General features: G+C 58.7%; 13 protein-coding genes. 8 read left to right on the forward strand and 5 right to left on the reverse strand.

Features of this window, described 5'->3' with window-relative positions; translation table 11 throughout:
- The first annotated feature begins 4 nt into the window (after positions 1 to 4).
- The 4 genes from GOX21_RS08635 (at position 5) to trhA (ending at position 6345) form a co-directional block, all read left to right on the forward strand.
- Complete coding sequence (locus tag GOX21_RS08635; protein WP_170376991.1) at positions 5 to 2062, forward strand: FAD-binding oxidoreductase; 2058 nt, start codon at positions 5 to 7, stop codon at positions 2060 to 2062.
- 79 nt (positions 2063 to 2141) lie between these two features.
- On the forward strand, positions 2142 to 3221 hold the full coding sequence (locus GOX21_RS08640; RefSeq protein ID WP_170376994.1) for a PLP-dependent cysteine synthase family protein: 1080 nt from the start codon (positions 2142 to 2144) through the stop codon (positions 3219 to 3221).
- Between the two features lie 69 nt (positions 3222 to 3290).
- Positions 3291 to 5639, forward strand: a complete 2349-nt coding sequence (locus tag GOX21_RS08645) for a fatty acid cis/trans isomerase (RefSeq protein WP_254428498.1) — start codon at positions 3291 to 3293, stop codon at positions 5637 to 5639.
- Positions 5640 to 5676: 37 nt separating this feature from the next.
- Entirely contained in the window at positions 5677 to 6345 is a 669-nt protein-coding gene (gene trhA / locus GOX21_RS08650) for a PAQR family membrane homeostasis protein TrhA (protein ID WP_170376996.1), read from the forward strand.
- Between the two features lie 12 nt (positions 6346 to 6357).
- Here trhA and GOX21_RS08655 read toward each other — a convergent pair whose 3' ends face one another.
- Genes GOX21_RS08655 through GOX21_RS08675 form a run of 5 tightly spaced genes read right to left on the reverse strand, consistent with a single transcriptional unit; the run spans position 6358 to position 10883 of the window.
- Entirely contained in the window at positions 6358 to 7176 is an 819-nt protein-coding gene (locus tag GOX21_RS08655; protein ID WP_170376998.1) for a cell envelope integrity protein TolA, read from the reverse strand.
- On the reverse strand, positions 7173 to 7556 hold the full coding sequence (locus GOX21_RS08660) for an ExbD/TolR family protein (protein WP_170377000.1): 384 nt from the start codon (positions 7554 to 7556) through the stop codon (positions 7173 to 7175). Before GOX21_RS08660 ends, GOX21_RS08655 begins: the two co-directional genes overlap by 4 nt.
- Before the next feature lie 4 nt (positions 7557 to 7560).
- Positions 7561 to 7932, reverse strand: a complete 372-nt coding sequence (locus GOX21_RS08665; RefSeq protein ID WP_170377002.1) for an ExbD/TolR family protein — start codon at positions 7930 to 7932, stop codon at positions 7561 to 7563.
- Between the two features lie 4 nt (positions 7933 to 7936).
- Positions 7937 to 8770, reverse strand: coding sequence for a MotA/TolQ/ExbB proton channel family protein (locus GOX21_RS08670; protein ID WP_170377004.1), 834 nt, complete (start codon positions 8768 to 8770; stop codon positions 7937 to 7939).
- A 58-nt stretch (positions 8771 to 8828) separates the two neighbouring features.
- A complete protein-coding gene (locus GOX21_RS08675; protein WP_170377006.1) occupies positions 8829 to 10883 on the reverse strand; it encodes a TonB-dependent receptor in 2055 nt (684 codons plus the stop codon).
- A gap of 316 nt (positions 10884 to 11199) precedes the next feature.
- Here GOX21_RS08675 and GOX21_RS08680 point away from each other — a divergent pair, with 316 nt between their 5' ends.
- From GOX21_RS08680 to GOX21_RS08695, 4 genes are read left to right on the forward strand one after another with little or no spacing between them, the layout of a single operon-like run.
- Positions 11200 to 12246, forward strand: coding sequence for a hemin-degrading factor (locus tag GOX21_RS08680; RefSeq protein WP_170377008.1), 1047 nt, complete (start codon positions 11200 to 11202; stop codon positions 12244 to 12246).
- Entirely contained in the window at positions 12243 to 13094 is an 852-nt protein-coding gene (locus tag GOX21_RS08685; protein ID WP_170377009.1) for a heme/hemin ABC transporter substrate-binding protein, read from the forward strand. Before GOX21_RS08680 ends, GOX21_RS08685 begins: the two co-directional genes overlap by 4 nt.
- Entirely contained in the window at positions 13087 to 14151 is a 1065-nt protein-coding gene (locus GOX21_RS08690; RefSeq protein WP_170377012.1) for a FecCD family ABC transporter permease, read from the forward strand. The genes GOX21_RS08685 and GOX21_RS08690 overlap by 8 nt, the downstream gene beginning before the upstream one ends.
- Before the next feature lie 3 nt (positions 14152 to 14154).
- Positions 14155 to 14925, forward strand: a complete 771-nt coding sequence (locus GOX21_RS08695) for a heme ABC transporter ATP-binding protein (RefSeq protein WP_170377014.1) — start codon at positions 14155 to 14157, stop codon at positions 14923 to 14925.
- Positions 14926 to 14991 lie beyond the last annotated feature (66 nt).

The following is a 14991-nucleotide window of genomic DNA, read 5'->3' on the forward strand; positions in this document are numbered from 1 at the left end:
TGCCATGAACGCCCCGACCGCATCAGATACATCGCCTTTCCACGCAGGTGAACGGGATATGCAATCCCGCATCGGTAAACGGGAAAAGATGGAGGCAGTTGGCCGGAACTACATCCGCCCCTACATGCCCGATCAGCATCGAGAGTTCTTTGGCAAGCTGCCTTTTCTTGTAGTGGGCAGCGTCGATCCTGATGGTTGGCCCTGGGCGTCGATGATCTCGGGTCGGCCGGGGTTTATCCATTCACCGCATGACCGTCGGCTTGATGTTGACGTCCAGCCTCTGCCAGACGACCCACTGCGAACGGCGCTGAAGCCCGGCGCGCCCATCGGTGTCGTCGGGGTCGAACTTTCCACGCGGCGCCGCAACCGTATGAATGCCACCGTTGGGCGGATCGAAAATGGCGGTTTCTCTCTGGATGTGGTGCAGTCTTTCGGGAATTGTCCGCAGTACATCCAGACCCATGATGTTACCTTTGTCCGAGAGCCGGACGCCAACGTCGCCCGCTCTGTCGATCGGCTACTTGAGCTGGACCCAAGAGCCCGGGACATGATAGCGACGGCCAATTCGTTTTATGTCGCCAGCCACGCCAACACCCCCGACCATACGGGCGTTGACGTTTCACATCGGGGCGGGCGGTCGGGGTTTGTGCGGGTTGAGGGCAACAGCCTGTTGGTTCCTGATTTTGCAGGCAATAATTTCTTCAACACGCTGGGCAACTTCCTCGTAAATCCGAGGGCGGGCCTAGTATTTCCGGATTATCAGACCGGCGATGTGCTGATGCTGACTGGGACGGTTGAGGTGCTGTCAGAAGACCATCCCGATATCGCGGGCTTCCATGGTGCAAGCCGGGGTTGGTGGTTTCATCTGGATCACGGCCTACGCTTTCATGACGCGCTGCCGTTCCGAGCTGAATTTCTGGAGTTTTCGCCCAACAGTCTGATGGCGGATGACTGGCAAACAGCCGAGGCCAGGCGAGAGGCTGAAGCACTGCGCCGTCAGTGGCGAACCCTGCGGGTGGCTGCTGTTCAGGATGAAAGCGACGTGATCCGGTCATTCATCTTCGAGGCCACGGATGACCTGCCTCTGTTGCCGTTTGAAGCAGGTCAGTTTCTGACACTTCGCACTAGCCCCGATGGCACGGCGCCGGCAACGCGGACCTACACGGTATCCTCAGCGCCCGGCGATGCCGGGTATCGGATTTCCGTCAAGCGCGAACCGGGTGGTGTGATGTCAAACCATTTGCACGAAACACTGTCGGTCGGTGATCTGGTCGAGGTCAAAGCCCCGAAAGGTCAGTTTTTTCTGGATGCGGCTGAAACCCGGCCTGCTGTGCTGTTTGCGGGCGGGGTCGGTATCACGCCGATGATGTCGATGACCCGCCACGTGATGCACGAAGGCGCGCGAACCCGCCACACGCGCAACCTGACCATTTTTCACGCCGCGCAAACCGTGGGACAGCGGGCTTTTCACAGTGACCTGCAACAGGCTGCGGCCGAGGGCGGCGGAAAGATCCGTTATGTCTCGGTTGTCTCACAACCCGAAGAAGGCACCCGCGTGGGGGCGGATTTTGACGCCGAAGGCTACATCACGCCCGAACTGATCCAAGATACGCTGCCTCTGGATGACTACGACTTCTTTCTTTGTGGCCCGGCCCCTTTCATGCAAGCGATCTATGACATGCTGCGCGGTCTTGGCGTGCGGGATGACCGTATTTATGCCGAAGCCTTTGGCCCTGCCGCATTGGCGCGGCGCGTCGACGAGAACGCCGTCGCGATCCAGCCCGAGCCTGAGGCTGAGGCGGCCAGTGTGGAATTCAAAGCCAGCAATCAAAAGGTGCAATGGGCACAAGGCGATCCGACCTTACTGGAGGTGGCCGAGGCGCAGGGATTGACACCAACCTTTTCCTGCCGTTCAGGATCATGCGGCAGCTGTCTAACCCGCAAGATTGCCGGTCAAGTCGCCTATCGCATCGAACCATCAGCGGATCATTCAGAAGACGAGGTGCTGATCTGTTGTGCCGTGCCCGCCAAGGGGTCGGACACGGTTGTGCTGGATATCTGAGGTGAAAGGTTTTCGGGACATTGTCGTAAGCGCCGGGTAAACAGGTCTGATGAAACGCGCGACCATGTAAGGAAACCCAATGACTGATGCCAAACTCAGAACCACATCGGGCAATGGCCGGATCTTTGACAGTGTACTCGACACGATCGGAAACACCCCCACGATCCGCATCAACAATCTGGGACCCGAAGCCGTCAACCTGTTCGTTAAATTCGAGGCGTTCAACCCCGCCGGATCGGTCAAGGATCGTCTTGCCGTCAATATCATCGAAGCCGCAGAACGCAGCGGTGCCCTGAAACCTGGCCAGACGGTTGTTGAGGCCACCAGTGGTAATACGGGCATCGGTCTTGCGATGGTCTGCGCGCAAAAGGGTTATCCGCTGGTTGTTACCATGGCCGAAAGCTTTTCGACTGAACGTCGTCGCTTGATGCGTATGCTGGGTGCAAAGGTTGTTCTGACGCCAAAGGCGGAAAAAGGCTTTGGCATGTACCGCAAGGCAGTCGAACTGGCCGAGGAACACGGTTGGTTTCTGGCGCGTCAGTTCGAAACCCAGGCCAATGCCGAGATCCACGCTGCAACAACCGCGCGGGAAATTCTGGGGGATTTCAATGGCGACAGGCTGGACTATTTCGTGACTGGCTATGGCACCGGCGGCACGGTCACCGGAGTGTCGCGGGTTTTGCGCGCTGAGAGTCCTGAGACCAAAATTATCCTGACCGAACCGGCCAATGCGCAGTTGGTGGGCAGCGGCGTCGCGACTGAGCGTGGTAAGGACAGCGATCCAGTTTCAAGCCACCCCGCGTTCGAGCCACATGTCATTCAGGGCTGGACGCCGGACTTTATTCCCGCAGTTTTGCAGGAATCCATCGACAACCGCTATTTTGATGAGCTGATCCCGGTGGCTGGTCCGACAGGGGTTGAATGGGCGCAGAAGTTGGCCAGCCAAGAGGGTATCCTAACCGGCATATCCGGCGGCGCGACCTTTGCCGTCGCAATGCAGATTGCTGAACAGGCCGAGCCCGGCGCGTCGGTCCTGTGCATGCTGCCTGACACGGGTGAGCGGTATCTGAGTACACCCCTGTTCGACGGGTTCCCGGTTGAGATGACAGAAGAAGAGACTGCGATCTCACGCTCGACACCCGGATATCACACCGGCTGACGATCAAGCGATTCTTGCCTAATACCCCCTGTAACTGCAATGATATCGGCAAGTTACGGGGGAGCGCAGATGCGAAAACGTCTATTGCTGCTGAAAGTCGCAATCGCGATGACTGTGGTCAGCATTGGTCTTTTTACCCTGGATGCCCGGGCCCAGGGAACGACCAGCCCCGCTGCGCAGGGTCAAAGCTTGGCTGATGTAAAATCGATCATGGACCGTCGCTGTGTCGTCTGCCACAGCTGCTATGACGCACCCTGTCAGTTGAAGCTCACCTCGCCCGCAGGCGTTCAGCGCGGGGCAAGCAAACAGGCCGTTTATCATACCGAGCGTTTGACCGATGCCCAGCCCACGCGGCTGGGGATTGATGCGCAAACGGTCCCCGAATGGCGGGCGCTGGGATTTCACACGGTAACCCGTGATCCAAATGATGCCGAAACTCCGGGCCTGCTGGAACGGTATCTTGAGCTGGGGCGACAGAATCCGATGCCGATTAACGCGCCACTTCCGAGCGAGCTTGGTCTGGCGCTTGATCGCCCTCTGGTTTGTCCGACATCCGGAGAATTTGATCAGTTCAGTCGCGATCATGAGCTTGCCGGCATGCCCTATGGCACTGCACCGTTGGCGGATGCCGAATTTCAGGCCCTCATGACCTGGGCGCGCAGCGGCGCAGCGCTGCCATCTGTTGCAACCGAAATTCCCTCAGAGATTCAGGACCAGATCACGCAGTGGGAGGTATTCCTGAATTCAAACGACATGCGCAGCCAGTTGATGAGCCGGTATCTGTACGAACACCTGTTTCTGGCCCGCCTCCATTTCCAAGATGACAATTCGCGGCGGTTCTTTCAGCTCGTCCGCTCGACCACCGCGCCGGGTGACACCATAGACATTATTGCCACGCGGCGGCCATTCGATGATCCGGGGGCGGGTGCGTTCTACTATCGTTTGCAGCAGGTCACCGAAACGATCGTACACAAGGAACATCTGGTCTATTCGATGGGACCAGATCGCATGGCGCGTTATCAACAATTGTTTTTGGATCCCGATTGGACACTCACTGAGCTACCCCCCTATGGCGATGCCGAGGGCGGCAAACCATTCAGCACCTATATGCAGATGCCCGCCAAAAGCCGCTATCAGTTCCTGTTGGATGATGCGCTGTTTTTTGTCCGCAGCTTCATACGCGGCCCTGTCTGTCACGGAGCGACCGCAGTTGATGTGATCGAAGACCGGTTCTGGGTCAGCTTCCTTGACCCGGAAGCGGATTTGTCAGTTACCGACCCCAGCTTTCTGCAAGACGGGGCCATCTATCTGGAGTTGCCCGTGTCAGAGGCCGACGCCAGTGCATTGGGCGCGTTGCCGGGGTTTTCGCACAAGAACCAGGTTCGGTATCTCGAGTTTCGGGACGCACGGTACAAGAAGGCCCCGATATACGAAACCGGGTTTGACTATGGCTCGATCTGGGACGGCGACAGCTCTAACCCCAACGCTCTGATCACCGTGTTCCGTCACTTCGACAACGCCTCGGCCATGACCGGATTTCACGGCGGCATTCCCGAAACCGCGTGGGTTCTGGATTTCCCGGTGTTCGAACGTATCTACTATGACCTGGTCGCGGGCTATGATGTTTTCGGCCGGGTCGAGCATCAGCTGACCACGCGGCTTTATATGAACGAGCTGCGGATGGAGAGTGAGGATACGTTTCTGTTTTTCATGCCACGGGATGTCAGGTCGCAGATGCATCAAGGCTGGTATCAGGGCGTGTTGGCCGAATGGCTTACCTATTGGCACCGTCGCAACGTTGATGGACATTTCCCCACCGGCATCACCTTTGCAACCACCACTCCTATGCAAGAGTTCCTCTTGACCTTGCTGGAACGTGGCAACGGCCTGTGGCCCACCACCGACCCGATCAACCGATGTGTGGACGGTGATTGCCCCTCGGATCAGTCAGGCATTTTGCTGCGCGATCTGGCGGATCAGACCGGAGATTGGGTGAAATATCTGCCCGACCTGTCCGTTCTTGTGGTCGAGCAAGATGGCGGCGCGGCAGAGCTGTTCACCCTGGCCCATGACAAGGCGCATTCCAACGTCGCCTTTCTGTTTGAAGAAAAGGCGCGCCGACTCCCGGCCGAGGACACGGTGACAATTCTTCCGGGCCTGATCGGCAGTTATCCGAACTTTTTTTTCCATGTCCGGCAGAACCAGTTGGCTCCTTTCATCACTGGATTGAAATCCGTCAGATCGCAAAGCGATTACATGGCCTTGGTGGCAGAATACGGCGTGCGCCGGACAAGCCCCGAATTCTGGGCGCTCAGCGATCGGATTTACGAGATATTCCTGGATCAGAAGCCAATACAGGCAGGGGTGTTTGACCTGAACAGGTACAAAGACCCGAAGGCGGGGGATGATCCGACCTAAACTTGCCGGGTTGCGATCCGGCCCCTAGATTTGAGACATGTGGTCTTTTGCAGATATCCGGCCGGCCTATACCCGGGCCGAACGTATCAGCGATGGGGTTGTACACGTATTGGGCGTGGCCGCGGCCCTTGTTGCCGTGCCAGTTCTGATCACGATCACCGCCCAGCACCGCTCCGAGCCCGAGGCGGTACTGGGAGTTTCGATCTATGGCGTGACGCTGGTGTTGATGCTGACGTTTTCCGCCCTCTACAACATGGTCGACAATGACAGATGGTCCGATCTACTGCGCCGGCTGGATCATTCGGGTATCTACGTCAAGATCGCTGGCACCTACACGCCGTTCGTTTTGCTTTCGGGCGGGCAGGCATGGGGGCTTTTGATTGGCTTATGGTCGTCGGCGACGCTGGGATCAACATTGAAGCTGATCGATCCAAACCGGTTTCGGTGGTTTGGTCTGGGCCTGTATCTGATGATGGGATGGGCCATCATTTGGGCCGGACAATCCATGCTGACCGAGCTGTCGCCGACTATAGTGTGGCTGATGATGGCGGGCGGTGTCGTTTATACCGTCGGCGTTGCATTCTATCTTTCGGAACACCTGCCGTTTCACAACACCATCTGGCACGTGTTTGTCCTGACCGGCAGCGTGCTGTTTTTCATCGCGATTTCGGTTCGAATTCTGTTGGAACCACACCCGTTTTCCTGACGGTGGCGTCGGTTAACGGGGCTCAAACCTGATCGGTACAGAAAAGCGAAAGCTGTCGCCCTGTAACCCCTTGGGTGCTTTCGGTACGCGCTTTGTACGGGCCACAGCGCTAAGCGCGGCCTGATCCAGTGCCGAATTGCCCGAGGATTTCAGCAGTTTATGCGACAGCAGACGCCCATCGCGCGAAACGGTCAGGGTGATCATGGCGCTGCCACCATCCGTGCGGCGCAACGATTGCTTGTTGCGCTCGATGCGGGCGCGAACTTTTGCACCCCAAAACACCTTGAGCTTTGCTTGCTTTCCAGAGGACCCAGCGTTCACTTCCGCCGATCCCGCCCCGGCCTGCGATCCGTCACCTGAACCTGCGGAAACCTGTTTGTTGACACCTGCGGCGGTTACCTTGGCTTTTCGACCGTCCTGCGCGGGCGTCTTGTCTGGCTGTTGAGATTCACGCTCGGCCCTTTCCGTCGGCGCGACAACTGGTGGCGGCTGTGCCGTGTCCACCTGCGGCAGCTTCTCCGGTTCTGGCGGGGCAAGTGCGATTGTCATTTGAGCCATTGGGGCCTGATCGATTTTCAAGGTTGGCCCGGCGGGGACGGCCGGGGTTTGCGGCACTTGCACGGTCGGCGTCTGCCGGGTGGGCGTGATGGGCGCAGCCTCCCACGTATTGACCATCTCGGCCACCGAGGGGGCGGCAGCTTTTATCGTTGCCAGATCCGCACCACCAACACCGCCCGCAACAACACCAGACTTTGGCTGGCTGGCAAAGGCGGCGAGATGCAAGGCGGCGGCCAGAGCAACAAAAACAAAGGCTTCAACCCAGCGTTTCATTTTCGGGCCACCACAAGCTCGACCCGGTTCAGCCCCGCTTGTGCAAGACCACGCAGCAGCCCCGACATCACTTTGGCCTCAAGCTGCGCATCGGCGCGAACCTGGACGACGCTGTTGGTTTCGCTAATCGTTGCCAAGGCGACCAGCGCCGCGTTTCCTTCCTTCCCTTCGAAGGACATACGGCCAGTTTTGTCGACATAAAGCACCCGCTCGACCTTGGGGTCGGTGTCGGATGTCGATTTTGGTGGGGAAACTTCGAACGGCTCGGGTTTGATTAGGTTCGCCGTCATCAGGAAAAAGATCAGCAGTAGAAACACGACATTGATCATCGGCAGGATGGATGCAGGGCGCGGTGTGCCGGATGGGTCCGAGAAATTCATCGCGCTATTCCACCAAAACGACCGAAATAAGCCCGGCGTCACGCAGGATCTCGGTGACGGTCACGATCCGTTGCAATGTCGCGCCATCCCTGCCGCGCAAGATCACCAAATCCGTGGGGGCCTGCATCAGTGGTGCAAGATCGCGAGCTATATCCGCGCTGGCGATGCCGTTCAGCATCTCTTGGTCGGGCAGGACGTCAATCAGGCGCGGCGGTCCGCTATATTCGTGGCCCGCAGAGGCCAGCGGCAGCGGCAAGATGGTCTCGGTCCCGAAGCGGGACGCCAGCATGAAGAACACCAAAAGCAGGAACACCACGTCGATCATCGGCGTGAGGTTGGGCTTGCGTCTGGGTTTTGCAATTGGGGCGAATTGCATCAGATCACTCGGCAGCCAGTTTCAGATTGCCCGGCTTGCCTGATACGAAAATACGGGTTGCGCCGTCTTCCAAATCGCGGCGGATGCGGTCGATTACGGCCTCGAACCACGTCAGCGCGGCCGAGGCTGGGATGGCCACGGCCATACCTGCTGCGGTGGTCAGAAGCGCCTCCCAGATGCCGCCAGCCAATAGGGAGGGATCGGCGCGGTTGCCTGACTGTTGCAGCGCCTGAAACGCTGCAATCATGCCCAGAACTGTGCCTAACAGACCCAACAGAGGTGCGATCGTTGCGATTAGCTCCAGCGCTCGAAGGCCGGTACCGGCATCGGCAATCTCGCGTTTGGCCACGCGCGAAACCTCTTCGCGGGCGCGGTCTTCGGGTAGGGTGCGAATGGACCGGATGGCATGGCTCATCACCTTGGATCGAATTCCCCGGCGGCCATGGAGCGTCGTAACAGCGGCATCGGACTCCCCAGTTTCGAACAAATCCACGGCCTGACCGGCCTTGCCCCGTGACCATGCCCCGATCAGGGCCAGCCGCCAAATCTTCCACAGGATCAGGGCGACGGTGAGCACAGACAGCGCCGCGATGGCCCAGATCGATGGTCCGCCTTTGCGCAGAAACTCGGCCGCCTGGACCGAGGCATCCTGCGCGGTTTCCACACCTGTGCTGTGTTCAGGCGCGGGTTCGTTGGGTTCAGCCGAAACTGGTTGCGCTGGTCCAATCTGGTCGCCTGATACCAGAACCTCTGGCGCTGGGGGTGTCAGGGTGTCTTGCGCGGCGAGGGCAACCGGTACCATCGCAAGGGCCATAAACAGGATCAATCGGGATATCATAAGGTTCTCCTGTGTGCAGGGCCAACCGGGTTACCCCGTGGCCCCGCTGTTCTCCGGGTCAGAAGGTTGCAGTCACGAATAGGTTGATATTGCGTCCTGCAGCCGGGATCTGGTCATTGGCCCGGTAGGACCTGTCGAGGATGTTGTTAAGCTCGAGCGTCAGCAATGCGTTCTCGGTCAAATCCACGCTGCCGCGGAAGTTCAGCGTGGTCCAGCCCGAGGTCGGGTTGGTGCCGGTGGCTGTCCCGCTGTCGACGATATTGCCGTTTTCGTCGCGCAACTTGGCCGCGCTTTCGCCCCGCAGGAACATATCCCAGGTGCCCGTCAAGCTGGCTGTCTGCCAGTCTGAGCGCACACCAAGCGTCCCCGTCCATTCCGGGGTGCCACTGTCTTTGGTGCTGAACCCGTTGGAATAGGTGAACTCTCGGGTCACATTCGACACGATGACATAGGGGCGTACACCGCCCCAGCCGGGATCAACCTCGGCCGCGATTTCAATGCCCCAGCTGTCTGCGCTTTCGACATTGTCATAGATCAGCTCGGCCGGATTGACCGGATCGGCCACGGTGGTGATGTAGTCCTTGGCTTCGGTATAGAAAATGGCCGTATCCAGCACGAAGTTCCCGCGATCCACACGCGCACCGATTTCATAGTTGGTCGCGGTTTCGGGTTTCAGGTTCGGATTGCCATTGATGACCTGGCCGCCAGCCGACGTGGACAGGTACAGCTCGGACAGGGACGGGAAGGTATAACCTTGCGAGATGTTGGCCCGCAGGATGGCGTCATCTGACAGATTGTAGACGGCACCAATCGAGCCGAGCCAGCGGTCATCGCTGTTGCTGGCATCCGGCAGCGGAAACCCGTTGACCTTGCGTTCGTTCAGATCGCTTTCGACGCTATAGTAGCGCGCGCCGACCGTGGCGACGAAATCGCCAAAGGTTGCTTCGTGCTGTCCAAAAATACTGGCCGTTCGGATTTCCGCATCCGTGAAAGAGGGCACGCTGATTTGGCTGGGCGGTCCAAAGGGCGGAATGATCGTGATATCAGAGGTTTTGGTGGTCTCTAGCCGGTCATCGTCATATTCAAGCCCGATGACCGATCGGTGACCGGGTGCAAATTCAAAGTTTGCTGTTGCCACGAATCCGCTGGTTGTCTGTTCATCGTCCGATCCCGCGTTGACAATGGTGGTGACCGGCCCGCCGCTGCTGGTGAATTCGCTGTCGAACACGCGGTCGACCTTTTGCGTATAAGCGCTGAACTTCAGCATCGACATCCAGGGCGTCAGGTCTTCGCCTTCGTAGAACGCGCTGTATTTGCGCAGGTCCCGTTTGGGCAGGTTGATCTGGGCATCCGGGCTGCCGGTGAACACCTCGGTCGAGGCGTCGAAATCCTGTGCGCGCAGGCCGACATAGCTGTTGCCAAAGCGGTATCCGACAAAGCCCAGCACGCCGTGTTCTTCACTGCTGGAGGGCACCAGATCACCGTTGGTTGTTTCGCGGTCGTTCAGGTCCAGTTTCGAATACGACAGACGATAGTCAAAATCGTTGAACGTACCTGCGATGCTGGCAGCGGCGCGATAGCCGTCATTGGACCCGATGTAACCTGCGGTGCCGGAAACCTCGACCGGTTTGTCTGCGCCGCGTTTGGTGATGATGTTCACGACGCCACCGATGGCCCGATTGCCTGAGACAACCGATGAAGGGCCACGCACGATCTCGATCCGTTCGATATCGGTGGGTGACACCAGCAGAGGTGTTCCATAACGGTTGTGATCCGACAGGCGCTGACCGTCCAGCACGATGGCGACGCGCTGCGAATCTTCGCCACGGATACGGATACGATCCAGATCATTCTCGGACACCTGAACGCCCGGCACATCCGACAACAGATTGGCGACTGAGGCTGGGGGGATTTCGCGGATTTCACCGGCATCCACAACGGTGACGGAGGACGGGCTGTCGAAAACCTCGGTTGGAAGCCCGGTGCCGGTGACGATGATGTCATCGAGTTGGATGATGTCGTCTTCTTGTTCTTGCGCCCATAGCGGCGTTGCCGCCAAAACGGCGCTGGTCAGGGCCACGCTTGCGGTAGGCCGCTTTAATGCTGATTTCATTGAAACCCCCAGTATGTGTATCGTGCAGTCAGAGATGCACCCGCCTGAAACAGGCGAAATTCAGATGCTACCTCGCGATGTGCTGGGTGTTTCTACGGGCCTGCGCGCTAGATGCTGCGCGCTGTGGTCCATGTGGGCGGCTCCTTAGCGGATTAGATTTTTCTATACCAGACTATTTTTGTCAGAAAAATGCTGCGTGCCCTTGATGCCACAGGCAGGACCGCTTAGGACAAGGGCAAAGAAAGCTAAAAACAGCGCGCAGCCCGGTCGTCTCGGTCCCAGCCAAATGCGTTTCGATACCATTGTGGAGACGACCATGACCCATCCAAGCCCTTCTGAAATCCGTGCTGCGCGGTTGGAAAACCCCAAGCGGCGCGAGCGTGATCTGGCGGATCAACTCGGCATCACCGAGGCACAGCTGGTGGCCGCGCATGTCGGACACGGAGCCACCCGCATAAGCCCCGACATGGACCGGCTGATGCCCTTAGTGAACCGATTGGGCGAGGTCATGGCACTGACTCGCAACGAAAGCTGCGTGATCGAGAAGGTGGGGATTTACGATGATTACCGTGGCGGCCCCCACGCGGCGCTGATCGCCAATCACGAGATTGATCTGCGCATGTTCCCACGTCACTGGGTTTACGGCTTTGCTGTACACAAAACTCTTGAGGATGGCTCGGAACGCCTGTCCCTTCAGATTTTCGACGCCGCAGGTGATGCGGTTCACAAGGTCTTTTTGCGCGATACCTCTGTGATCGAGGAATGGGATGCCGTGATCGAGGCCCTGAAACTGCCGGACCAGTCAGACACTCTGACAGTTGAATCGCGCGCAGCGGTTGAACCCGCCAAGGTCGAGCCCGAGAAAACCGACCGTCTGCGTGCTGGATGGGATGAAATCACAGATACCCATCAGTTTCTCCAGATGGTTCGCAAGCTCAAGCTGAACAGGTTGGGGGCCTATCGCATGGCCGGGGCGCCATATGTGCGGGCTCTGGTGATATCGGCCGTCGACACAATTCTGCACAGCGCCGCCAAAACAGGCCTGCCGATCATGGTTTTTGTTGGTAATCAGGGGTGCATCGAAATTCACACCGGACCCATCAAGGAGGTCAAGCAGATGGGCCCATGGCTGAATGTGCTGGATCCTGGCTTTAACCTGCACCTACGAACCGATCACATCGCCGAGGTCTGGCAGGCCAGGAAATCCACCAAACGAGGCGATGCGATCTCGGTCGAGGCGTTTGACGCGCAGGGTGCACTGATATTGCAAATCTTTGGCGTGCTGGCCGAGCCTGCCTCAGCTGCAATCTGGAACGACCTTGTTGCGTCGCTTGAGGGCCGCCCAGAGGAGGTTCCGGCATGACTCGGGTGCGCGCAAAACTGAAACTTGCCGGATTGTTGCTGTTGGTATCTGCATTTGGTCTGCATGCCGACCCGGCGCAACGCATTGTCTCGGCCGGGGGATCGATCACCGAGATCATTTATGCGCTGGGACAAGAACACCGGTTGGTGGCACGCGACAGCACGTCGAACCATCCGCCGCAGGTCGCCGCATTGCCAAACATAGGCTACGTGCGCCGCTTGTCCGCCGAGGGGTTGCTGTCGGTCAGCCCCGATCTGATCTTGGCAGAAGAGGGCGCAGGCCCGCCGGAAACGCTGGAGGTTCTGGCCGAAACTCATATCCCTTTTGTCAGTATACCGATGGGCCATGATCGCGCGGCGGTTGTCGCCAAGATCAAGGCCGTTGCCAAGGCGCTGGATGTTCCTGAAGAGGGCGAAGCACTGGCGCAACGCGTTGGCGGCGCAATCGATGCCGCCACTGCGCACAGTGAATTGGCCGATCAGCGTGTTCTGTTTGTACTGGCAATGCAGGGTGGGCGCGTGCTGGCCGCAGGGCAGGATACAGCAGCGCAGGGTATTATCGAACTGGCCGGGGCCACAAATGCTGTTGAGGGGTTTCAGGGCTATAAACCATTGGGGGATGAGGCGATCATTACAGCAGCCCCCGATGTCATCTTGCTGATGGACAGCGGCCGACAGGTTTCCCTGACAGATGAAGAGGTTCTCAAACACCCTGCGATTGCGGCCACACCGGCAGGTCAGAACGCTAAATTGTTGCGGATGGATGGCATGTTGTTGTTGGGTTTCTCGGTGCGCACCGGGCAGGCCATCTCTGATCTTGCAGCTGGATTGCGCGGCGCCAATGGCTGACCAAACCGCTGACGGGATGACAATCGACGGCGACCGGAGCGTAACCGCGCGTCGGCTCAGCTGGGTTTTGATCGTTGTATTGAGTGTGGTGGTGCTGACCGGGCTTGCAACGGGATCGGCGGGCACGTCGTTGTGGCAGGCATTGATTGATATGGCACAGGGCCAAGACCTGTCCTTGCGGGACCGGGTGGTTTTGCTGGATATCCGCGCGCCCCGTGTGATCATGGGTTGTTTTGTTGGGGCGGCGCTGGCTGTGTCTGGGGCGGTGCTGCAGGGCTTATTCCGCAACCCGCTGGCCGATCCGGGCATAGTTGGCGTCAGCGCCGGGGCCAGCTTGGGGGCGGTCGGTGCGATTGTTCTGGGCGGGACTTTGACCGTTGCCGCCGGGCTGGTAACATGGCTTGTCCCGATTGCTGCGTTTCTTGGCGCCTGGATCACCACAATGCTGCTCTATCGGGTTGCAACGCGGCGTGGCCGAACCTCTGTTGCAACGATGCTGCTGGCCGGGATTGCGCTGACCGCACTGGCGATGGCATTGACAGGCATCCTTGTCTATGTGGCGGATGACGCGCAGCTGAGGGATTTCACCTTTTGGTCCATGGGCTCACTGGCGGGCAGCAGTTGGAGCAAGATCATTGTTGCGGCCCCTTTGATCCTGATCCCCCTGATGCTGTCGCCATTTCTGGCGCTTGGTCTGAACGGTCTGGCCTTGGGCGAAGCCGCAGCCGGGCATATCGGCATCCGCGTGCAACATCTGAAAACCTGCGCCATTCTGGTCGTCGCCGCATCGACCGGGGCAGCTGTGGCCGTCAGTGGTGGGATAGGGTTTGTGGGTATCGTGGTGCCACATCTGCTGCGACTGGCCTCGGGGCCCGATCACAAATACCTGCTGGTCAATTCGGCCCTTCTGGGTGCGGCGCTTCTGGTGCTGGCCGACCTGATCAGCCGAATGATCATCGCGCCGTCTGAGCTGCCCATTGGGATTGTCACCGCAGTCATCGGCGCGCCGTTCTTTCTGTGGATTTTGTTGAGGCAACGCGGAATTGTGGACCTTTAGACCATGTTGATTGTCACAGACCTGAGCGTTCGGCTGGGACGCCGCACGATCCTGAGCAATCTGTTTTTCTCAGCCCAGCCCGGACAGGTGACTGCCGTTGTGGGCCCGTCGGGGGCGGGTAAATCCACGTTGTTGGCGGCGCTGACCGGCGATCTGGACCATGACGGGGCCGTTACGTTGAACGGTCGGGATATCGCGCGAACTAGCGCTGCTGAGCTATCCGACATTCGTGCCGTCCTGCCACAAGCGACTCCGATGAGCTTTCCTTTCACCGTGTTAGAGGTGATCCGCATGGGGCGTATGCGCAGATCTATGGACGACCGGATTGCCCTGCATGCGCTGACTCGTGTCGGTTTGGGTGGATTTGAAGGGCGGTTCTATCAGGAACTGTCAGGGGGTGAGCAGCAGCGTGTTCAACTGGCCCGCGTTCTGGTGCAGGTGTGGCAACCGACCGGGCCGGCAGGGTCGCGCTGGTTGTTTCTGGACGAACCCGTTTCCAGCCTGGATATCGGCCACCAATTGCAGGTGATGCAAATTGTTCGGGATTTCGCGACCAGTGGCGGCGGGGTGGTCATGGTGATGCATGATCTGAACCTGACGGCCATGTGCGCCGACAATGTGATTCTACTGTCGGATGGGCAAATCCTCAGCCAGGGCATGCCGGTGGATACATTGTGCGACGATTTGCTCAGTCAGGCGTATGGCTGCCGTATTGCGGTCAATTGTGCCCCTGAAACAGGAGTCTACCTTTTACCGCAGGTGGCTGGGCTTTGATCACGCTTCGCGGTTCGGCGCTGTTGAATTAGATTTAAGTTGTAGTTTGCATGATTATCGATATTA

The organism is Ruegeria atlantica (genome assembly GCF_013032005.1).
GTDB lineage: Bacteria > Pseudomonadota > Alphaproteobacteria > Rhodobacterales > Rhodobacteraceae > Ruegeria > Ruegeria atlantica_A.